Source organism: Rhizobium sp. CC1099, assembly GCF_029714385.1.
In the GTDB taxonomy this organism is placed as follows: domain Bacteria; phylum Pseudomonadota; class Alphaproteobacteria; order Rhizobiales; family Rhizobiaceae; genus Rhizobium.
Genome location: NZ_CP121641.1, coordinates 319,440 through 340,809, shown reverse-complemented (window position 1 = coordinate 340,809; position 21,370 = coordinate 319,440). Strand labels below are relative to the sequence as shown.

At 60.5% G+C, this 21,370-nt stretch carries 21 protein-coding genes; 7 read left to right on the top strand and 14 right to left on the bottom strand.

What is annotated here, in order from left to right; all coding sequences use genetic code 11:
* Window positions 1-82: 82 nt before the first annotated feature.
* The 10 genes from QA644_RS01685 to QA644_RS01640 all read right to left on the bottom strand — a co-directional run bounded on the left by QA644_RS01685 (window position 83) and on the right by QA644_RS01640 (window position 8,502).
* Complete coding sequence (locus QA644_RS01685; RefSeq protein WP_039843953.1) at window positions 83-472, bottom strand: hypothetical protein; 390 nt, start codon at window positions 470-472, stop codon at window positions 83-85.
* Window positions 473-488: 16 nt separating this feature from the next.
* Complete coding sequence (gene cheD / locus QA644_RS01680; RefSeq protein WP_074066666.1) at window positions 489-1,043, bottom strand: chemoreceptor glutamine deamidase CheD; 555 nt, start codon at window positions 1,041-1,043, stop codon at window positions 489-491.
* Complete coding sequence (locus QA644_RS01675) at window positions 1,040-1,429, bottom strand: response regulator (RefSeq protein WP_022718672.1); 390 nt, start codon at window positions 1,427-1,429, stop codon at window positions 1,040-1,042. Before QA644_RS01675 ends, cheD begins: the two co-directional genes overlap by 4 nt.
* Entirely contained in the window at window positions 1,429-2,472 is a 1,044-nt protein-coding gene (gene cheB / locus QA644_RS01670; protein ID WP_283070793.1) for a protein-glutamate O-methylesterase CheB, read from the bottom strand. The genes QA644_RS01675 and cheB overlap by 1 nt, the downstream gene beginning before the upstream one ends.
* Window positions 2,469-3,380 carry a protein-glutamate O-methyltransferase CheR gene (cheR, locus tag QA644_RS01665; RefSeq protein WP_283070792.1) on the bottom strand — a complete coding sequence of 304 codons (912 nt, stop codon included), beginning with the start codon at window positions 3,378-3,380 and terminating at the stop codon, window positions 2,469-2,471. Before cheR ends, cheB begins: the two co-directional genes overlap by 4 nt.
* Window positions 3,377-3,844: a chemotaxis protein CheW gene (locus QA644_RS01660; protein WP_239595536.1), complete on the bottom strand. Its 468-nt coding sequence runs from the start codon at window positions 3,842-3,844 to the stop codon at window positions 3,377-3,379. Before QA644_RS01660 ends, cheR begins: the two co-directional genes overlap by 4 nt.
* 4 nt (window positions 3,845-3,848) lie before the next feature.
* Window positions 3,849-6,134, bottom strand: coding sequence for a chemotaxis protein CheA (locus tag QA644_RS01655; protein ID WP_239595538.1), 2,286 nt, complete (start codon window positions 6,132-6,134; stop codon window positions 3,849-3,851).
* Window positions 6,135-6,151: 17 nt separating this feature from the next.
* A complete protein-coding gene (gene cheY1 / locus QA644_RS01650) occupies window positions 6,152-6,517 on the bottom strand; it encodes a chemotaxis response regulator CheY1 (RefSeq protein WP_003570362.1) in 366 nt (121 codons plus the stop codon).
* Window positions 6,514-6,810, bottom strand: coding sequence for an STAS domain-containing protein (locus tag QA644_RS01645; RefSeq protein ID WP_022718667.1), 297 nt, complete (start codon window positions 6,808-6,810; stop codon window positions 6,514-6,516). The genes cheY1 and QA644_RS01645 overlap by 4 nt, the downstream gene beginning before the upstream one ends.
* 63 nt (window positions 6,811-6,873) lie before the next feature.
* Window positions 6,874-8,502 carry a globin-coupled sensor protein gene (locus QA644_RS01640; protein ID WP_283070786.1) on the bottom strand — a complete coding sequence of 543 codons (1,629 nt, stop codon included), beginning with the start codon at window positions 8,500-8,502 and terminating at the stop codon, window positions 6,874-6,876.
* A gap of 652 nt (window positions 8,503-9,154) precedes the next feature.
* Between QA644_RS01640 and QA644_RS01635 the strand changes: the two genes are divergently transcribed.
* A complete protein-coding gene (locus tag QA644_RS01635) occupies window positions 9,155-10,582 on the top strand; it encodes a glycosyltransferase family 39 protein (protein ID WP_283070784.1) in 1,428 nt (475 codons plus the stop codon).
* Here the strand turns inward: QA644_RS01635 and QA644_RS01630 are convergent.
* Window positions 10,579-10,887, bottom strand: a complete 309-nt coding sequence (locus tag QA644_RS01630) for a helix-turn-helix transcriptional regulator (protein ID WP_208645016.1) — start codon at window positions 10,885-10,887, stop codon at window positions 10,579-10,581. The genes QA644_RS01635 and QA644_RS01630 overlap by 4 nt on opposite strands.
* 34 nt (window positions 10,888-10,921) lie before the next feature.
* Between QA644_RS01630 and ybaL the strand changes: the two genes are divergently transcribed.
* The 4 genes from ybaL to QA644_RS01610 all read left to right on the top strand — a co-directional run bounded on the left by ybaL (window position 10,922) and on the right by QA644_RS01610 (window position 16,617).
* Window positions 10,922-12,733 carry a YbaL family putative K(+) efflux transporter gene (ybaL, locus tag QA644_RS01625; protein WP_283070783.1) on the top strand — a complete coding sequence of 604 codons (1,812 nt, stop codon included), beginning with the start codon at window positions 10,922-10,924 and terminating at the stop codon, window positions 12,731-12,733.
* A gap of 75 nt (window positions 12,734-12,808) precedes the next feature.
* Window positions 12,809-13,168 carry a hypothetical protein gene (locus tag QA644_RS01620; RefSeq protein WP_283070782.1) on the top strand — a complete coding sequence of 120 codons (360 nt, stop codon included), beginning with the start codon at window positions 12,809-12,811 and terminating at the stop codon, window positions 13,166-13,168.
* 87 nt (window positions 13,169-13,255) lie between these two features.
* Window positions 13,256-15,817, top strand: a complete 2,562-nt coding sequence (gene secD / locus QA644_RS01615) for a protein translocase subunit SecD (protein ID WP_283070780.1) — start codon at window positions 13,256-13,258, stop codon at window positions 15,815-15,817.
* 95 nt (window positions 15,818-15,912) lie between these two features.
* Complete coding sequence (locus QA644_RS01610; protein ID WP_283070778.1) at window positions 15,913-16,617, top strand: ATP-binding protein; 705 nt, start codon at window positions 15,913-15,915, stop codon at window positions 16,615-16,617.
* A gap of 6 nt (window positions 16,618-16,623) precedes the next feature.
* On the opposite strand, the gene QA644_RS01605 is transcribed toward QA644_RS01610, so the two are convergent.
* The 3 genes from QA644_RS01605 to QA644_RS01595 form a co-directional block, all read right to left on the bottom strand.
* Window positions 16,624-17,061 (bottom strand): response regulator, encoded by a 438-nt coding sequence (locus tag QA644_RS01605; protein WP_022718658.1) that lies wholly within the window; start codon window positions 17,059-17,061, stop codon window positions 16,624-16,626.
* A gap of 14 nt (window positions 17,062-17,075) precedes the next feature.
* A complete protein-coding gene (locus QA644_RS01600) occupies window positions 17,076-17,771 on the bottom strand; it encodes a helix-turn-helix transcriptional regulator (protein WP_239595545.1) in 696 nt (231 codons plus the stop codon).
* A gap of 462 nt (window positions 17,772-18,233) precedes the next feature.
* On the bottom strand, window positions 18,234-18,614 hold the full coding sequence (locus QA644_RS01595; protein ID WP_194728957.1) for a response regulator: 381 nt from the start codon (window positions 18,612-18,614) through the stop codon (window positions 18,234-18,236).
* Between the two features lie 190 nt (window positions 18,615-18,804).
* Here QA644_RS01595 and QA644_RS01590 point away from each other — a divergent pair, with 190 nt between their 5' ends.
* Entirely contained in the window at window positions 18,805-20,955 is a 2,151-nt protein-coding gene (locus QA644_RS01590) for a PAS domain-containing sensor histidine kinase (RefSeq protein ID WP_239595547.1), read from the top strand.
* A complete protein-coding gene (locus QA644_RS01585; protein WP_194728955.1) occupies window positions 20,942-21,367 on the top strand; it encodes a response regulator in 426 nt (141 codons plus the stop codon). The genes QA644_RS01590 and QA644_RS01585 overlap by 14 nt, the downstream gene beginning before the upstream one ends.
* The last annotated feature ends 3 nt before the right edge of the window (window positions 21,368-21,370 follow it).

Sequence of the window (21,370 nt, the reverse complement as noted above, 5' to 3'; positions counted from 1 at the left end):
AAAACAGGCTTATTGCCTCATTTGTTGATAGACGGCGAAACTTGTGCGAGCGTTTCGTCAGGGCAGGTCGGGAGCTTTCAAATCAGAAGAAATCGAAGTCGCCGGCCGCCTTGCTGAGCGGCTGGGAATGGCCGTGGCGCGTGGCACCGCCGAGCGCTTTTTGCATTTCGGCAAGTTTGACCAGGCTGAGCGCGGTCGCAACGTCAACAGCCCAGCTCTGGGGAATCTCGCCGGTGATCGTGTCAATGAATTCAGCGAGGCCGCGGGTTTTCTGAACGGCAAGATCGATGCCCTGCATGATCTTCATGCTATCGGGCGAGTGCAGGACATCGGCGCCGCCGATTTCGAGAAGCTGCGGCTCGATGCGTTCGATGAGATAGGCGACATCGTGCAGTTCGGAAACGATACGCATAAGGATATCCGGAAGCGCTTCGACCGGCGAAGGCAGCTCTATCGTTCCACTGAAAGTCATAGAAAGATCCTTGTCATCAGAAAAATTCGATACTTGTTTCGACCGGCTTGTGGGGTGCGACAGGGCGCTGTTCGAGAGCCACCGTCTTCTGCGTTTCAGCGCCGGTCAGCGGGTACTGGCGCGCGCGGCCCGAAACCGGCCAGTATTCCAGCTTGCGGCCGTGTTCGCCGCCGGTACTGGAGCTGACGACCGGGATGCCTTCATCCCTCAGGAACTGCATGGCGAAGGCGGCGTTCTGTTCGCCGACATTGGAGAAAGTCGAGATCGTCTTCGCCCCGCCGAAAATCTTGGCCTCCAGGCGGTCGCGGCGCGCGCCCTGCTTCAGAAGGCCGTTGATCAGCAATTCCATCAGGTGAACGCCATAGCGCGTCGCGTCCCCGCCACTCATCGGCGTGTTACCCGTGCCTGGGAGCAGAAAGTGGTTCATACCGCCGACACCGGCCACGGGATCGCGCAGACAGGCAGCCACACACGAACCAAGGATGGTCGTCAAAACCGCGGTCGGATCATTCAGGACCTTCCATTCGCCTTGAATGATATGAACGCGGCGGGCTGCTGCCTCGACATTCATTTCAGCGCTCCAAACACGGCTTCGATCGCCGCCTTCATCTTTTCGATGGTGAAGGGCTTGGCAAGCACGTTGTTGGCGCCGAGCTGTGCGGCCTTCTGCACGAGAGCACGATCGCCCTGTGCAGTCAGGATGATGAAGGCAGCCTTCTTGGTTGCCGGATTGGTGCGTACGGCCTGCAGCAGACCGAGACCATCCATCTTCGGCATGTTGAAGTCCGAGATCACCAGATGATGCGGCTGTTGGGCCATGATCTTCATGCCCTGCTCGCCGTCGCCGGCAGCCGTGATCTGCTTGAAGCCGAGCTGGGTCAGCGCATCGCTGAGCAACAACCGGCTCGTGACCTGATCGTCGACGATCAGAACTTTGATTTTCTCCGCAATCGACATTATTCTGTCCCTTCCTTTCGGGCGGCTGTCATTTTCAGTATTTCTTCGCCGATGGCATTCAGTGGCAGCTGCTGCTCAACGGCACCGAGTTCATAGGCCACTCGCGGCATTCCATAGACCACGCAGGTCTTTTCGTTCTGTCCGAGAGTGCGCGCGCCGGCATGGCGCATCTTCAAGAGGCCAGCCGCGCCATCGCGGCCCATGCCTGTCAGGATCACGCCGACCGCATTGCGTCCGGCAAGTTCGGCAACGGAATCGAAGAGAACGTCGACCGAGGGGCGATGGCCGTTTACCGGATCGCGCTCGACGAGACGGCAACTGGGTGCGGACGCATTCGCGACCTGCAAATGACGTTCCCCGCCTGGTGCCAGATAAATCTTACCAATCTTCAAACGTGCGCCATCCGTCGCTTCTTCAACGACCGGAGCACAGAGGCGATTGAGGCGGTCGGCAAAGCTTTTCGTGAAGGTCGGCGGCATATGCTGGGTGATGACCGTCGGCGGGCAGTTTGCCGGAAACTTCTGCAGCACCGCGATCAGCGCTTCGACGCCGCCCGTCGACGAACCGATCGCGACGATCTTGCGTCCGACCCGGAAATCGGCGACCGATACCGGCGGAACCGGAGCTGCTGGCGGCTGCACGAACTGGCGCTGCGTGCGCGCGGCAGCCTTGACCTTCTCGGCCAGATCGCCGAAGGGACGCGGCTCGCCGGGGGCAGGCTTTCCGACGCAATCGAAGGCCCCGATCTCGAGCGCGGCGAGCGTCGCCTCCGCGCCGCGATGCGTCATGGTGGAGACCATGATGACCGGCATGGGGCGAAGCCGCATGATCTTTTCGAGAAATTCCAGGCCGTTCATGTTCGGCATCTCGATGTCGAGCGTGACGACATCGGGATTGAGCTTTTTGATCGCCTCGCGCGCTTCCAGCGCATCGCCCGCCTGGCCGATGACGTTGACGTCCGGATCGGAACTCAGGACGGCGCTGATCAGCCCGCGCATCGTCGGGGAGTCGTCAACGACGAGAACTCTTGCCGGTGCGCTCATCCCTTTCTCCCCAATGCTTTTGTGGTGTGGCGATAGGTGGTAACGCCGATATTGTCGAAGACGTGCTTTGCTTCGCCGGAAACGCGCTCGGAGTGGCCGATGTAAAGATGTCCGCCTTCCGGCAGCAGTTCGGCAAAGCGCGACCAGATCTTCATCTGCGTCGGTTCGTCGAAATAGATCACGACGTTTCGGCAGAAGATGACGTCGAACTTGCCCTTGAAGGGCCACTGCGCCATCAGGTTCAGCTCGTTGTAGGTGATCAGGCGCTTGACACGGTCATCGACCTGGAATTTGCGGCGCCCATCCACGTTGACTTCCGTGAACCACTGCTTGCGCATGGCCGTCGATACGGTTTCGAGAGCCGTCTCGTCGTAGCATCCGGCGCGAGCGAGATTGAGTATCTTTGGGTCGATATCGGTCGCAAGGATCTTGAAATCGTAGTCCGCGACGTTGGGCATCATCGAAAGCACGGTCAGCGCAATCGAATATGGCTCCTGCCCGTCGGAAGATGCGGCCGACCAGATACGGACACGCCCGCCCGCCTTGGCACGATTGAGAAGCTCCGGCAGCACGTGGTCGCGCAGGTGCTCGAAGTGATGGTTCTCGCGGAAAAAGCGCGTGAAGTTGGTGGTCAGGTGCGAAAGCATTTCGCGGCGCGGCGCGGCGCCCGCAGGCGAAGAAACCAGCGAGCAGTATTCGCGGAAACCTGACAGGCCGAGATTGCGGATATGCTTGGAAAGACGCGAATAGACCAGCGAAGCCTTGGTCTCGTTCAGGAAAATCCCTGCATCCGAGTAGATCATCGCGGCGATTTCCATGAGGTCACGGCGCGTCAGCGGATATTCGCCGCTCGCCAGGACCTCGTCCGGGTTCCCCTGCCTGAGATCTTTTGCACTCAACGCATTCATGCAGCTTCGCTTTCGGTATCGGGGAACAGGGCTTCCAATTCGACCAGGCAGATCATCCGCTTTTCGATCGCAAGAATGCCCCGGGCAAACTGGCGCTCTAGGTCGGAAGAGATTTCCGGCGTCGGTTGAATATTGTCGTTGGTGACAGTGAGGATGTCCGAGACCGCGTCGACGAGCAGGCCGACAACCTTCCGCCGGACCTGCGCGACAATGATGACGTGGCGTACCGACGGCTCGGCGGGTTTCATGCCGAGCCGCGCCGAAAGATCGATGATCGGCAGCACCGCGCCGCGCAGGTTGATGACGCCCTTCATGTGAGCCGGCGAATGCGGCATGGCCGTTGCCGGCGTCCAGCCGCGGATTTCGCGAACCGACATGATGTTTACGCAAAATTCCTGGTCGCCGATGCGGAACGCGATGAGCTCGCGATCCCCCTGGCTCAGATTTTTCACGGTGTACGACATGACCCTATCCAGCTGCTGCCAACGACATTTCGGGTTTCAGTGCCTGGCCGCGCGAGGCGCCGACGACGGCATCGACATCGAGGATGAGCGCCACGCGCCCGTCGCCGAGGATCGTTGCCGCAGCGATGCCCGGCACATGCGTATAGTTCGCCTCGAGGCTCTTGATGACCACCTGACGCTGGCCCTGGATCGCATCGACCATGAGCGCGCGCTGACCGCCGCCTTCGGATTCCACCAGCAGTGCGACGCCTTCGACCGGGTTTGCTTGCGTTGCGCGGAAGTTCAGGATGCGGCCGACATCGACCAGCGGGCAGAAGCTGTTACGGATCGAGATCAGACGGTGGTTCGCACCGAATGAATGGATCGCAGCAGCTTCCGGCTGCAGTGTTTCGACAATGGCGGTCAGCGGTACCACAAGCGTCTGGCCGGCGACCGTGACCACCATGCCGTCGAGGACGGCGAGGGTCAGCGGCAGGCTCATCGTGAAGACGGAGCCATGGCCCGGACGCGAGGTGATGTTGATGCGGCCGCCAAGGGCCTGGATCGAGCGCTTGACGACGTCCATGCCGACGCCGCGGCCCGAAATGTCGGAGATCTTATCGGCCGTCGAGAAGCCGGGCAGGAAGATCAGGTTGTCGATTTCCTCGTCCGAAAGGTTAGCGTCGGCGGGGATCAGATCGTTGTCGATTGCCTTCTGGCGAACCTTCTCGCGATTGATGCCGGCGCCGTCGTCGGCAAGCTCGATCAGGATGCGGCCGGAACGGTGCTTTGCCGTCAGACGAACCGTGCCTTCGGTATTCTTGCCGGCTGCTGCACGCTTCTCCGGCGTTTCGATGCCGTGGTCGACCGCATTGCGGATCATGTGCGTCAGTGGTTCGGCCAGCTTGTCGATGACCGTCTTGTCGACTTCGGTGTTTTCACCTTCGGTAATCAGGCGGATGGTCTTGCCCGTCATGTCGGCGATTTCGCGAACGATGCGCGACATGCGCTGGAAGACCGGCTTAACCGGCTGCGCGCGGATCGCCATGACCGAGTCCTGGATCTCGCGGGTGAGCTGTTGCAGCTCTTCGAGACCCATGTTGATGGACGATGTGCCCGTCGTGTCATTCTCGATGACGCTCTGGGAGAGCATCGCCTGGTTGATGACCAGCTCGCCGACGAGGTTGATCAGGCGGTCGACGCGATCGAGATCGACACGGATCGTCTGACCGGCTGCGGCATTGTTCTGGGCAGCGGCGGCAGCACTTGCGGCAGCCGAAGCGGCGGATTCCTTCTTTTCGACGCGAGCCGCGGCGGCCGCCATCTGGGTGACGTTTGAGGCCGTCTCGGCGGCGGCCACGGCGGCAGCTGCAGCATCCGACTTCGGCTCCGCCGGTGCCTCGGCGGCACCCTCATCCAGGATCGAAAGGTCGAAGGGAACGGGGATCATCGGCAGTTCGTCGTTGGACGATACAGAGGTTGCGGCTTCGACTGCCTTGACGGCCAGGTCGCAATCCCATTCAGCGAATTCGAACACGGCGTGGATGGCATCCTCGCCCTTGTCCGTCTTCAGCGTGATATTCCAGCTGAAATAGGCGGCTTCGGCATCGAGATCGTCGAGGCCCGGCAGATCGTCCATGTTGCAGTAGCTACTCATCTCGCCGAGGCGGGAGAGGTCGCGTAGCAGCAGCGTGGCGTCGTTGCCCTTCGAATAGAGGTCGGAGCGCGGCTTGAAGGTGATTTCATAGACCGGAAGACCGGAGCCGGCCTCTTCCTCGGCGCCGAAATCGTCGAAGGAGAAGGGTATCGGCTGGAAACCGCTGTCATCGGCCGCCTTCGGGGCCTCCGCCACGGGGGTAGGCGCAAGCGCCGCCTTTGGCACAGGTTTCGGTGTCGGCGCTTCAACGGCTGTGGAAGGAGACGGCAGCTCTCCGTTCGCCAGCGCTTCCAGTTCCTTCACCAGACCGCGGCTGCGGCTCTCGTCGACGCTGCCGCCGTCGCGGGCGGCATTGGTGAGGTCCGCAAGCACGTCGGCCGATTTCAGCATGACCTTCAGGACATCCTGTGTCGGCTCAAGCCTGTTGGAACGAACGCAATCAAGTGTGGTCTCGAACACATGGGCGAAGGCGACGAGATCGTCCAGACCGAAGGCGCCGGCACCGCCCTTGATCGAATGGACGGCACGGAACACCGCATTGACGGTTTCCGGATCGCGATCGCCATCATTCATTTTCATGAGACCGGATTCCAGTTCGGCGAGCTGTTCCTCGCATTCCTGGAAAAAGATCTCTTTGATTTCGTTCATATCCATAGGAGAGAATCCTGGGTTTAAGCGGTTACGCGCTCAATGGCATCGATCAGCTTGGCAGGGTCGAACGGCTTGACGATCCAGCCGGTGGCGCCGGCCTGGCGTGCGCGGTTCTTCTTTTCAGCGTCGCTTTCGGTCGTCAGCACCAGGATCGGGATCGCCCGATACTTCTCGTTGCGGCGAACACCTTCGATGAAGCCGAAACCGTCGAGGCGCGGCATGTTGATGTCGGTCACGATGACGTCCGGGTTGGATTCTTCCAGGACTTCAAGGCCTTCAACCCCGTCTTCGGCCTGGATCGTCTCGAAGCCCGCATTGTTGAGCGTCACGAGAAGCATGTTTCGGATGGTCCGTGAATCATCCACGGTAAGCACTTTTTTCTTCATTGCCGGATCTCCTTGGCAAGCAGGTGGTCGATGTCGACTCCAACCAGCTGCATGGTTTTGTGAAATGCATCGGACACTTTCGTGAAGGTGAACGAATGCTTGTCCTCGTTCCACGTCTTCGCCGCAGCCATCAGGACCTGAGCGCACAGGCCACCGAGACGCTCAACGGCGGACGCATCGATCGAAAGATCGCTGCCACGCACTGAGATAAGCTTGTCGCGCAAGGCCGAAGCCTCGTTGAGGTCAAGCACTGCTGCCAAATTCAGCGTCTTCCCACTCTTCTTTGCTGCCATCAGCTTTTCCTTGTCCCCTTGTCCCGTGCCCGCAAAAATAAGGCGAGGTCATATTCCGATAGGTTAGTAAACATTCCGGCCGCCTCCGAAACTCACAGCCGGACGGGAAAACCCGAAATCCTCGTTGTCGTATTGCTCGTCCAGCGTGGCGGGACGGGCCGGGATCTCGATACTGCGTTGGCGGGAAGCGCTGAGCGGCGCGGCCTCGACACGGGCGTTTTCGCGGGCGATGCGGAACGCGCGGATCGTCTGCCCCAGTTCGAGGATCACCGTGTGCAGATGATCGGCGCCTTCGGCTGCGCGGTTGGCGGATGCCGCGCTGTCGGCAACCTGCCCGCCAAGCGCCTTGACGTCAGCTGTCACTGTGTCGAGGCTTGCCGCGTGCTCGCCCGTCTGGCTCGCAATCGTCGCGATTGCCGCATTGATGCCGGTTACCTGCCGCACGATGTTGCCGATCGAATCCTGCGTGCGGCCGACCATCTGAACGCCGGCATCGACCTGCGCCTTGGTCGTCGTGACAAGCGTCTTGATTTCGCGAGCGGCTTCGGCAGAACGCTGGGCAAGCGCCCGCACCTCCTGCGCCACGACCGCAAAGCCGCGGCCGGATTCGCCGGCACGCGCGGCTTCGATACCCGCGTTCAGCGCCAGCAGGTTCGTCTGGAAGGCGATCTCGTCGATTGCGCCGATGATCTGGCCGATCTTTTCGGCGGACTGCTCGATATCCGCCATCGCGCTGATGGCGTGGCCGACGACCTGGCCACTCTCTTCTGCCGCCGCGCGGGTGGAGGCCGCGGCCTTTTCCGCAGCGCGGCTTTCCGATGCGCCGTTGCGGACGCTTCCGGCGATTGCTTCGAGCGCTGCTGCCGATGTCATGAGTTGCTGCGAATGACCGGCTGCATTGCTCGAAAGGCCCTGCGAGGCAGCCGCGAGCGAACGCGTGGAGAGTTCGGCTTTTGCCGTGCGCTCGCTGATTGCCGCAAATTCAGCCTGAACGCCGTCGAGTGCCGCATTGAGCGCAACGGCGATATCGGCGTAGGCATCGCCATGGGTGGCTGCGCGCACGGTCAGGTCGCGGGCCGCCAGGCCGTCGACCACGTCACCGAAAATCCGGGCGATCTCCGCCTTGTCGTTTTCACGCTGCTCGGCAAGCGCGCCCTGCTGGGATGCACGCAGTGAATTGAAGCGCAGCGAAACGGCGATTTCGACATCGACCATGACGAGGCGGATGATGGCCGTCATCATCTCGGAGATTTCTTTCGCGCGGCGCTTGGCGCCCGGCAGCAGCGGCTTGCCTGCCAGCTCGCCCGCAAGACCGGAAATGATATGCTCCAGCATGACGCCATGGCCGGCCACGTGCCAGCGCGGATCGAGCCCCATCTTACTTTCGCTATCGGAAAGAACCTTGACGCGCTCTGCATAGAGGCTGTCGAAGCGCGCATCGGTCAGCACGTCCCAGTGGGTGGACTGAAGATCGTGCAGGCGATCGAGCTGGCGCTCGTTCTGGAAATTGCAGGCCGCGTCCGGGAAAGATTGGAAGCGCTGGAACAGGTCGCGAAGACCGCTCTTCAGCCGGGCTTCGAGCATCGGCCGGTGACGGCGCACCGCCTCGCATTGCGCGGCATCGAGACCGGCAAAGCGCAGGCGATCGCGAAGGCTGCCTGCCTGCGCCCCCTTGGCCTGATCTGATGGCATGTCCTGCCCCAATGCCTATCCCCAACCACATTCCGGACAAGGTCCGGTGAAAAACCGTTGTGCTCCATCCGACGAGCGCAATGCAGGGAAACGACCTTTGTCGCCACCGGCGCAAACCGGACGGCGGAAGTATCCCGATCAGCAAATCTGTTTCGGAAAAGAGATGGATACCGGATCGAGCCGGTACGGCGGGACGGCTTCATGCCTGGTGGGAACGAGCAAACATCTTCCCATTCCGACGTGTCTCGCAATGTTTATGGTTAATTCCTTGCTTGAAGGTTAATAGGCGTTTTAACAAACCGCCCTTTCCAAGCATTTCGAGCACGTTCAACGAAATAGTCCGGCGCAGTTGCAGGCGCGCTACAAGTCCCGCGCAAGCTCTATGCTATATCCGGCACCTCAGACATGACATGATGTCGTTAAGGATAGAGCAATGATTGTTCTTGGACTGGGTTCCTGCCTCATCGCGATCGCTACGCTGGCCGCCATCGCCCTGCTCGACCGGATCGAGGCCAATCGCGGCAGCCTCACCCTCCGCGTGCTCTGAATGCCGTTGCCGCCTGCGGCATAGTGCGGCTTTCTTGCGCCGCCCCGTTGGCAGCCCTCTTCCTCTGATGTATCGCAGGCGCCTCAAGCTCAGCGGAAGTTGTTCATGACTGCCAGAACCGGCTTTTTCATCATTCTCGCCGTCACCCTGTGGCGTATTGTCATGCTGCATTTCGATACGACGGATTTCTTCGTCGACGAGGCGCAATACTGGTTCTGGTCGCAGAATCTCGACTTCGGCTATTATTCGAAGCCACCGATGATCGCCTGGTTCATCCGGTCGATGACGGAAATTGCCGGCTCAACCGACATCTTCTGGGTGCGGCTCTGCGGGCCTCTCGTGCATATGGCCACGGCATTGCTGCTGATGCAGTTCGCAAAGCGCGTTGCCGGTCCCGAAATTGAAGGCTGGACCGGTGTCATCTACATCACGATGCCTGCCGTCGCGCTCTCCTCCGTCTTCTTCTCCACCGATGTCGTTCTCCTGTTTTTCATGACGATCGGCCTCTGGGCCTATTTCAGACTGACCGAGAAGCGCTCGGGCGCACTTGCGCTCGTCATGGGTGTCGCCTTCGGTTGCGCCTTCCTGTCGAAATACGCGGTCCTTTTTATCGTTCCCGGCGGGCTGATCGCGCTGCTTCTGGTTCCGGCTGCGCGGATTGCCTGGCGCGACTTCTTCATTTCGGTCGCCGCCGCCCTCGCCGTCGCTTCGCCAAACCTGTGGTGGAACGTCACCCATGACGCGACCACAGTGCGCCACACCGAAGACATCGCGAAGTGGGACCAGATGCAGCTGAACTTTGGCGGCGCGCTTGAATTCTTCGCCGCACAGTTCGGGGTCGTCGGGCCGATCGTCTTCTTCGCGATGCTTTGGGCGACTTGGCGCATGATCAATGGCAAGAGCGGCGAGAAAGAAAAACTCCTCATCTGGCTTTCCATGCCCGTCGTCCTGCTCATCACCCTGCAGGCCTTCGTCGCCAAAGCCGAGGCGAATTGGGGCGTGTCGGCCTATGTCGCAGGTACGGTCCTTGCCGTCTGGGTGCTCACGCAGCTATGGCCGAGGGGCCTGCGCATTTCGCTCATCGTCGGCGGCGTTGCGAGCTTCCTTTTTCCGCTTGCGACGATCTTTGCGCATCAATTGATACTTCCGGGCGGCGATGAAGCGATGAAGCGCTATCTCGGCCGCAGCGAAATCAGCCGCGAAGCCGGTGTGCTAGCCAAGCAGGCCGGACTTGGCATCGTCGTCACCGACAATCGCGATTTCGTTGCCGACATGTTCCATACGCTCAGGAACGAACCGCTCAAGATCTATTCGCGTCCGCCCGCCGGCTTCCCGGACAATTACTACGAACAGAACTTCGCATTGCCGGCGGATGTGCAGGATCAGGTTCTCTTCGTCACCCGCATCGAACTGACCTGCGCAGCCGCGGCACCGGAACTGGTCAAAAGCTGGCAGCCGGCCGACGGCTACTACCGCGGCAGGACGATCAATGCTTACAAAGCACCTGCCAGCTGCCTTAGACCGCAGAGCTAAAGACTGGCCGCGGGAGGCAGGCAAAGCCCTGTCCCCGCTCCTTCGATTTCAACGAAGCGAACACCGCCGTCCTCGAAGGCCAGGCGCAACTGCGCCTCGGTGGCGCGGTGGATTTCATGGTTCTGCCCTTCGTAGTCGCGTATTGTACTGCGCGAAACCGATGCCCGCGCGGCGAGTTCGGCCTGCGTCCAATCGAGCAAACCGCGTGCCGCCCGGCATAAAGCAGGCGTGAGAATCGTCTCCTTTGCGCCTTGACCCATGATCTCAATCCACCCATATTGGTCAATATAAGCCATATATGTCACTTTTTGAGCAGGAATTCCAGACCGGGAGAGAGCGATGCCGCACGACACGCCTTTGATTTCGACGATCGTCGGGGGTCTCGTGCTGGCGTTTATCCTTGGCGCCATCGCCAACCGCCTGAGATTGCCGCCGCTTGTCGGCTATCTCGTTGCCGGCATTCTCGTTGGCCCACACACCCCGGGCTATGTGGCGGACCAGGATCTCGCGCCCGAACTTGCCGAAATCGGCGTCATCCTATTGATGTTCGGTGTCGGCCTGCACTTCTCGCTCAAGGACCTGCTTTCGGTTCGCGGCATAGCCGTGCCGGGAGCCATCGCCCAGATCGCCTTCGCGACCCTCCTCGGCTGGGGTCTCGGCGCGCTGATGGGCTGGTCGACCGGCGGCAGTCTCGTCTTTGGTCTTGCGCTCTCCGTCGCCTCGACCGTCGTTCTCCTAAAGGCGCTGCAGGAACGCCGCCTCGTGGAAACGGAACGCGGCAAGATCGCCGTCGGCTGGCTGATCGTGGAGGACTTGGCCATGGTCCTCGCGCTCGTGCTGATACCCGCAGCCGCCAGCATCGGCGGTGGTGAACATGCGCCGGTCGAGCCGCTTTCGGCCGGCCTCAACCGTCTGTTCGGGCTCGATCTCGGCATTTCCGCCATCATCGGCATGACGCTGGTGAAGGTGGCGCTCTTCGTCGCCCTCATGCTTGTCTTCGGCCGCAAGCTCATTCCCTGGACGATGCACAGGATCGCCCATACCGGCTCGCGTGAACTCTTCCGCCTCGGCGTGCTCGCCATCGCGCTCGGCGTCGCTTTCGGCGCCGCGAAGCTCTTCGGCGTGTCGCTTGCACTTGGCGCCTTCTTTGCGGGCATGGTGCTTGCAGAAAGCGAACTCAGCCATCGCGCCGCCCAGGAAAGCCTGCCGCTTCGCGACGCGTTCGCTGTGCTCTTCTTCGTCTCCGTCGGCATGCTCTTCGATCCGAACATCCTGATCGAAAGACCGCTGCCCATCCTGGCAACCGTCTTCATCATCGTCATCGGTAAGTCCGTCGCCGCCTTTCTCATCGTGCTGGTCTTTCGAAAGCCGGCCGGTACGGCACTGACGATCTCCGCGAGCCTGGGACAGATCGGCGAATTCTCCTTCATCCTTGCCGCCCTCGGCGTCGATCTCGGCCTCCTGCCGGAAGAAGGCCGCGATCTCATCCTCGCAGGCGCACTCATTTCGATCATCCTCAACCCGCTGCTCTTCTTCGCCTGCGACCGCATGCGCCCGCTTTTCCACCGTCCGAGGCGGGAGGAGGCTCCAGTCGATACAACCGCTGCCGCCGAGGAAACCATCGAGCCCGCCGAACCCGAAGACGAAATCCAGCCGACGTCGCTTTCCGGCCACGCCATCCTCGTCGGCTACGGCCGCGTCGGCAGCATCGTCGGTCGGAACCTTAAGTCTTCGGGCACGCCTTTCTTGGTCATCGAGGATTCCGAAAAGCGGATCGAAGAGCTTGCTGGGCAGGGCGTTGAGACGGTTCTCGGCAATGCCGGCGCCCGCGAAGTGCTCGATCTCGCCAATCTTCCCGGCGCGCGCAGCCTGGTGATTGCCATCCCGAATGCCTTCGAAGCGTGCCGTGTTGCCGAATACGGTCGCAGCGTGAACCCGTCGATCCTGATCGTCGCCCGCGCCCATTCGGACGCTGAAGTCGACGAGTTGAAACAGTACGGCGCCGATACCGTCATCATGGGCGAGCGAGAAATCGCCATGGGAATGGTTGACCGGCTCGCCCAAGTGCATCATGACAGTCCGGCCTATGAAGATGGGCATGGGACTGATACAATTCCGAGCGCGGCCGCAGTGCCGTCCGAGAGTGAATGACGGGTTTTTACGCTTTTGAGCCGATTTGAGAGCGAGATCGCAAAGAATGACGGGGAAGGATTCGATGCACGCCGGTTGAGCGCCCGCATCGCGGTTTCGCTCGTCCTTGCGATTACCGCCTATATCGGCCTTCTCATCGGCGGCAATCTCATTCTCGGTCCCGCAGCCTCAGTCAATAATGCGCTGATCTTGCCCGGCAAGGAAACGCAGCCGCTCCAGCTGACGGCGCGCGAGGCGGTTCGCGGCATTCTCGCCGCCGATCGTAAGGTTGCGCCGAAACAAACGCTTCACGATTTGGGTCCGGTCCCGCTGCCGGTACCGCCGCATCTCGAATTCGCAAAGTGGAGCCCGCCTGCGGCTCTGCCGCCGATCGATACTGCTCTTCGTCCGGCCGCACTGCCGGGCAATCAGCCGCGAGCCCCGCCCGCCGCTTGATATCGCGACCATCGCGCCTTTGCAAAATCACATGACACACCGCCAGCGCACCGCGCCGGTATATGCATATTCAAGGAATACAACGACATGCGCACTTCACCATGGCTGGTGCTCACCTACACGGTGATCATCCTCTTCGGCATTTTCACGGCGTTGCCGAACGTCCTGCCGCAAAACGTCCTCGACCGCGTACCTTCCTGGCTGCCTCACGAGCAGGTCTCCCTTGGTCTCGACCTCCGCGGCGGCTCCCACCTGGTTCTCGAAGTCGATGAATCGGAACTGACGAAGGAACGCCTGCAATCGCTCCTGCAGGATACCCGCCGCGTGCTGCGCGAAAAGGGTGTTGCGACCAGCTCGGTCGCCCGCAACCAGAACCAGATCGTCGTGACGCTGACGGACCCGACGCAGCGCGATGCCGCCATCACTGATCTGCAGACGCTGGCGAACCCTGTGGGCGTCGGCCTTACCGCCGGTCAGTCCGACCTCGATATCGCTGCCAGCGGCGCGAACAACGTCACGATGACCTTCTCCAAAGCCGGTATCACACAGAACGTGAACTCGGCCGTCGAGCAGAGCCTCGAGGTCATCCGCCAGCGCGTCGACCAGGTCGGCGTTGCCGAACCGACGATCCAGCGCGTTGGCGCAAACCGTATCCTCGTTCAGCTTCCCGGCACGCAGGATCCGACCCGGCTGCGCCAGCTGCTCGGCTCCACGGCCAAGATGACGTTCCACATGCTTGCCCCGAACAACGCCCCGGCACCGGGCGTGACCATGATGAAAGACGAGCAGGGCAACACCTATCCGGTGGAAGACCGCGTCGAAATCTCCGGCGACCGCCTTTCGGACGCCCGCGTCGGCTTCGACCAGAACACCCGCGAGCCGATCGTCAGCTTCCGCTTCGATAGCGCCGGCGCAACCCGCTTTGCGGATATTACCCGCCAGAATGTCGGCAATCCATTCGCCATCGTCCTCGACGGCAAGGTGCTGAGCGCGCCCGTCATTCGCGAACCGATCACCGGCGGCTCCGGCCAGATCTCCGGCAGCTTCACGGCTGAAAGCGCCACCACGCTTGCGGCAATGCTGCGTGCCGGCGCCCTTCCCGCCAAGCTCACCGTCATCGAGGAACGCACCGTCGGCGCCGATCTCGGCGGTGACGCCATCAAGAAGGGCCTGACCTCCGGCCTCATCGGCTTCGCACTGGTCGTCGGCTTCATGTTCTTCCTCTATGGCGGCTGGGGTCTGCTCGCAAACGTCGCGCTGTTCCTGAACGTGATTTTGACCTTCGCCGGCCTGACACTGATCGGCTCGACGCTGACCCTGCCCGGCATTGCCGGTGTCGTCCTCGGCATCGGTCTGGCGGTGGATGCGAACGTTCTCATCAACGAGCGTATCCGTGAAGAAACCCGCAAGGGCCGCGGCGCATTCGCCGCGATCGACGCCGGCTTCAGCCGCGCCTACTCGACCATCGTCGACAGTAACATGACGGCGCTGATCGCGACCGTGTTGCTGTTCTGGTTCGGCTCCGGCCCGGTTCGCGGCTTCGCCGTCACCATGGGCCTCGGCATCATGATCTCAATGTTCACCGCCGTTTCCATCGTCCGTGTCGCGATGATGGCAATCGTCCGCCGCACGAAGATGAAGGTCATCAACATCAAGCCGCTGCTTCCGATCAGCCTCGTTCCGGACGGTACGCAAATCCACTTCATGAAAGCGCGCTTCTTCGGCCTTGCGCTTTCGGCCGCCCTTTCCATCATTTCCGTCGTGCTGTTCGTCACGCCGGGCCTCAACTACGGCGTCGACTTCCGCGGCGGCATCCAGTTGGAAGTGAAGACGGCACAGCCAGCCGATCTCGCCTCCTTCCGTGAAGGCCTCGATGCACTAGGCCTCGGCGAAGTGGCGCTGCAGTCCTTCGGCGACAGCAACCACGTGCTTATCCGGGCCGAGCGCCAGCCGGGGGGCGAAGAAGCGCAGACGACCGCCGTCAATCAGCTGAAGGCAGAGATCGTCAAGGTCGATCCGTCGGCAACGATCGAACGGACGGAAGTCGTTGGCCCGAAGGTCAGCGGCGAGCTCGCGGTCGCCGGTTTTCTCTCGGTAGTTCTCGCAAGCCTGGCGATGCTCGTCTATATCTGGGCGCGCTTCGAATGGCCATTTGCGGTCGGCGCCATCGCGACCCTCATCCTCGATGTGACGAAGACCATCGGCTTCTTCGCGCTTACCGGGCTTGACTTCAACCTGACGGCCATCGCGGCCCTTCTGACGCTGGTCGGTTATTCGGTGAACGACAAGGTCGTGGTCTACGACCGCATGCGTGAAAACATGCGCCTCTACAAGTCGATGCCGCTTCGCGAACTCATCGACAAGTCGATCAACGAAACGCTCGGCCGAAGCCTCTATACCTCCGCCACCGCCTTCCTCGCCATGCTTCCGATGGCGATCTGGGGTGGCAGCGCGGTCGAGAGCTTTGCGATCCCGATGGTGTTCGGCATTGCCGTCGCCGCGCTCTCGTCGGTCTTCATCGCAGCGCCGATCTTGCTCTTCCTCGGCGACTGGCGCCGCCGCCACGCCAAGGCAGTGGCGGCATCCGCTGGCGCCGAGCCGGAAATCATTCCGCCGGAAGCCACCGAGCCGCGCAAGTCGATCGGCTAATAAATCGTCGACACAGACATTCCGAGAGGGCGCCGGTTGCCGAACCGGCGCCCTCTTTCTATTTTCACTTCAAAGAAGCGGGAGGTTGCGTCTCAATGTCATCCGGTCCAACGCCAACTGCTGTTTCGAGCACCAGCGAGGAGCGCATAAGGCGTTTTCTGGCGACGGCTTCACACGACCTTCAATCGCCGCTCCGGCACATCGCGATGTATGCGGAAATCCTCCTGGATGAGCTCGGCGAGAAGCTCGATAGCGAACAGCTCGAAAGCCTTACGGCGATCCTTCAGAAAGCCCAGACTGCGCAACGCCTCACCAAGGCGCTGATGAGCTTTGCTGCCGGCACGCCGCAGGTTTCGCCAGCTCCGGTGGAACTCGGCCCGCTCGTCGACGGTCTCTGGACGGAATTGAAGACCGAGATGGGTGCCCATGACGCGAGTATCGGCCATGGCACGCTTCCAACCCTCAACAGTGATGCGGCCCTTCTCTCGACCGTGCTGAAGAACGTTCTCGGCAATGCGCTGCTTTACCGGGGTGCGGCGGATCCCCGTGTCGACCTGGCGGCAGAAAGGAGCGGCAGCGATTGGCTGATCCATATTTCCGACAACGGGCGGGGCATCGAGCCGGTCCATCAGGAGCGGATATTCGAACCTTTCTGGAAACTGCCCCAGCCAGACGCCATGACCGGCCCCGGCCTGGGACTGACGGCTTCGCGCGAACTCTTAAGCGCGCTTGGCGGCGAACTGATGCTCAGCCATTCGGACCACACGGGGAGCCGCTTCACTATCCGGCTGCCCGCCTGAACTCTATCAAATCGTATAGTCGTCCTTCCAGAAGTCGGGCAGGTCGTACTTCACGAATTCGCGGATGATATATTGCAGCGTCCGCGCGTCGATCTCATCCTTGCCGATACGAAAATCGACGCCATAGTCCGGAAACTCTTGGAAATAGCCATCCGAAATGTCCGTTGAAACAACGCCGATTGGTCCTGTGTAGCCGATGCCGCGAAGCTCGGGCACCGTCTCGCGGAAATCGGCATTCGGCAGCAGTCGGTTGTCGAGCAGAATGAGATCGAACCGGCCGCCCTTGACCTTCTCCAGCGCGTCGCTGATGGACTGCGAATATTCGACGTCGACGGCAGGCTCGGAAAGGCTGCCAATCTTCTTCTTCAGCGACCTGAACTCGACGAATTCGTCATCCACGAACAGGACCTTGACGGCATCTCCCGGAACCGCTTCGGCGCTCATGCTGTTTTCCCCGGTCACGAAACCAAACCATTCCTGAGGGCAATCGCCACCATATGAACGCGGTTCACTGCATCAAGCTTCCTGGCGGCGGCCGTAATATGAGAATTGACGGTGTGCTCGGACAATCCAAGAATGATCGCGATCTCGGCTGAAGTCTTGCCCTCGCTGGTCCATTTGACGATTTCCGCCTCCCGTTGCGTCAGGCGCCCTGACATCTCCTGCGTCAAGATTTCCTCGTAAAGTTTGTCGAAAATACGCATGGTATCGAGCAGAACGTCGGCAATTTCTCCCTGATCGGGCTCAGACCGTATGCCGCTGAGCACGAGGCAGTAGCGCCGCCCCTCCGGCGTGAAGAGAGGAATGAGCAGAAAGGTATTGCCATTGAATTCGTTGAATACGAGGTCGGCCCCGATCGATCCGCTCTTGCCGTAGACCGGCGTCGTCAGGAACTGCGCGGTCTTTGCTTTCAGCGCGCCCAGCGCCTCCTTGAGCATCCGGACGAAAAGCGGGACCCTGCGTTCGGCAATATTGGTGATGACGATTTCGCGCTCGCCGAAGGGCGCGTTCGCCTCGGAAATCCGAGCAAGCGCAAAGTTATCGAAGTGATAGTGCTGTGCCGCCGCCTTGAAGAGGCGGAAAAAGTCGGTGCGATTGATCGCCCGGCTGAGCTCGGGCCCTGTGTGAAATGGAACCGCCGCAGCGTTGGTCATTCCCGCAAAATCCTTATGTCGAACCTCCGGAAGTCATCTTCATCCCGAAATCTTGGGATATACGTCGTGCATGCGAGAAGTTAGAAGAATCTCGAGACAATTGATGGAGGATAAAGGGATGGGGACCCCAATATCCTGAAAGCGGAAACGACATCAATTCTCTCAACCGCAAGTGATACACAGGATAGTCGTAGTTCTTACCTAGGTATCGCAATTCCGTTGTTCACCATCCATGAAGAGCGGAAGAAGTGCCGGAGTAAGCGCGAGAGAGCTGATAGATCCACCCAGCTAAGGGGTTGGCTGAAATTCGTGGCGGCGAATGTGGGTCGGTCGGCTCTCTCAGTGCTCAATCACTCCTCTTCCCCATGGTTGTGTATTTTGAAATTCTGAAACGACCTTGTCAATCGCAGTTTCCAGCAGCGTCAAAGGCCGGATCTGCAGCTTTGTCGCGCCGTCTTCCCTTTAGCGCGACCTTTGGGGACGCAGAATCGCCGCAAAGTCGAGGGGTTTTTGAAGATAGGAATCAGCACCCGCAACCAGAGCGCGCTGCCGATCTTCCTCGGCATCCGATCCGCTACAGACACAAAGCCGCATCGTTTTGAACCGGGCTTCCGCTCGAAGCCGCGCAATGAGCGCAAGGCCGCTATCGAGGGGCATATAGAGATCGGCGATGAGCATGTCCGGAAGCTGGGCGCGCTCGGCAGATCGGTGCTCCAGGGCGGCAAGACCCGCCTCCGCCGTTGCAAAACAGAAAAGATCAACAGAGATCCGCTCCTTCTTGCGGATATAGTCGAGGTAGAAAAGATCATCCCTGCTGTCATCGATATAAAATATGACTGGCATCGGTGCTCGCATCCGGCGGTCTCGGAACGCTCCTCGATTGTGCGCTTTCGCAACACTAGCCGCATTTTCCTCCAATCGATAGCAGCGGCAGGCCGCCAACCGATGAATCAGTCGCGCAACCATGCGTTTTCCTATTGTGTCTTGCGGGTTTTCGGAAAAAATTGGCACGCGACTGGGGAGGTGTGACGACGTGTGGAATGCAGCGGCGGCAGGACTGGAGGACGATCCGCAGAAAAAGCGGAAGCGCTATCGCTCCGCCGTCACCGCTATCGGCTCTCTGCTTGCCCTTCTCGGCCTCACCGCGCTGGCCGGCTGGCTGCTGCAGCTCGAAGTCATCATTGCGGTCGTCCCCGATTTTCCGTCGATGGCGTTCAACACGGCACTCTGCTTTGTTCTGTCTGGCGGCGCCCTTGCCACGTCCGTTACACGCCGGCGGCTGGTATCCGTGCCTTCAACTGCACTTTCGGCGATCGTCGTTGTCATCGCGCTTGCCCGGCTGATCGAGATCACCATCTTCGGCCGCGCCGTTCATCACATCGACCGGCTGTTGACCGATATTCTTATATCGCCCGATTTTGCCGCTCAGATCGGCGGCGGCATGGGACCGAATACGGCCGTGATTTTCCTGATGGGCAATCTGTCGCTGATCGCCGCTCAGAATTGGCGGGTCGCGCGAGCGCCGCTCGTCCAGGAATTGGTGAGCTATGTGGTCATCACGCTCGGCATGATCGCCCTTACCAGCTACATCACGAATGCGGAACAAGGCTATCGCTGGGGGCCTTATGCAACGATGGCTTTGCCAACGGCGATCGGCATGGTGCTCTTCGGCGGCGGATTGCTCGCAAGTGCCTGGTGGCGGCAGCCCGAAAGCCGTGGCCGAATACCGCTCTGGGTTCCCGCACTCGTGTGCTTCACTGGGCTTACCGCAGACCTCTATACGCCGCTTGGTGTGGCGAACGGCATTCTTTACGTGCCACTGGTGCTGACCGCTCTCTGGTTCAGAAACCGGAAGGCGTCGCTTCTCTTCGCCCTCGTGTGCACCATCCTCGTCCTGCTCGGCTTCTTCGCCGTGCGCCACGACAACGTAGGCTTCTGGCAGGAGGTTACGAACCGGGCGATCACCCTCGTCATGCTCTGGCTGATTGCTTTGCTCGTATTTTATTACGTGCGGAACAGGTTGAACCTCGAGACCGAACGCATCCGCTTCAGCGCCTTGGTGCGCAGCACGCCGGACGCGGTGCTCACGATCGACGAAAAGGGAACGATCTTAAGTTTCAATCCGGCGGCCGAGCAGATGTTCGGTTACACGCCGCAGGAAGTGATCGGCAGGAACGTCAAGATGTTGATGCCCGAACCGTATCATTCAGAGCACGACGGCTATCTGCGCCACTATGCCGAAACCGGCGAGCAGCGCGTCATCGGCACCACGCGCAAGGTTTCCGGACAGCGCAAGAATGGCGTCGCCTTTCCGCTCGATGTTTCCGTCAGCGAGGTAAAGAGCGGCGGAACGAAGGCCTTCGTCGGCATTGTGCGCGATATCAGCGAGCGCGTGACCCAGGAGGAGCGGCTGAAGACGACGCTGGCGCAACTTGAGGATTATACCGCCGATCTGGAACGTAGCAATCACGACCTCGACGAGTTCGCCTATATTGCATCGCATGATTTGAAGGAGCCGCTGCGTGGGCTCCACAACCACTCGCGCTTCCTGTTGGAGGACTACGAAGGCCTCCTCGACGAGGATGGCGTACGGCGCCTCAATCGCCTGGTGCGGCTCAGCCAGCGTATGGAGAAGCTGGTCAACGACCTGCTCTATTTTTCGCGGATCGGTCGGCAGCAGCTTGCGGTGAAGCGGACCGACATCAATCTTGTCATCAAGGATGTAATCGCCACCATGGAGCTGCTTCTGGAGGAGCGCCATGCCAAGGTCGTCATCGATGGCCAATTGCCGGAAGTGGTCTGTGATGCGCTGCGGCTCACGGAAGTCTTCCGGAACCTTATTACCAATGCGATCAAGTACAACGACAAGCCTCATCCGCTCGTCAGTATCGGCTATCTCGAACGCTTCGTCGCCAGGGACGGCACGACGGCGCGCAACGTCTTCTTCGTTAAAGATAACGGCAAAGGCATACCCAAGGAATTCCATGAGGATATTTTCCGCATTTTCAAACGCCTGGAAAAATCGCAGGATTCGGATGACGGAACGGGCGCCGGCTTGACCTTCGTCCGCAAGATCATCGCTCGCCACAACGGCGAGATATGGCTGGAATCGGAAGTTGGCGCAGGCACGACGTTCTATTTCACTTTGGGCAGGAAGCGCGAGGAGCAGAATGCAGCAGCGTGATACGCAACCGATCCTCATCGTTGAGGACAGCGAGGACGACTTCGAAGCGACGATGCGTGCTTTCAAGCGCACGAATCTGCGCAACCCGATCCACTGGGCGGCTTCGGGACAAGAGGCTCTCGATATGCTGGCGACCATCCGTCCGCGGCCGGGTCTGATCCTGCTCGATCTCAACATGCCGGGGCTCGACGGCCGCAAGACGCTGGAGGCGATCAAATCCAATACGCACTGGCACAAGATACCGGTCGTTATCCTGACCACCTCCGACGACGAGCGTGACATCGAGGGGTGCTATGCCCTCGGCGCCAATACCTATGTGCAAAAGCCCGTCGATCTGGACGGCCTTTTTGCAGCCATACAAAGGCTGAAGGAATATTGGTTCGAGATTGCCATACTGCCCCTGGAGGAGTGACGA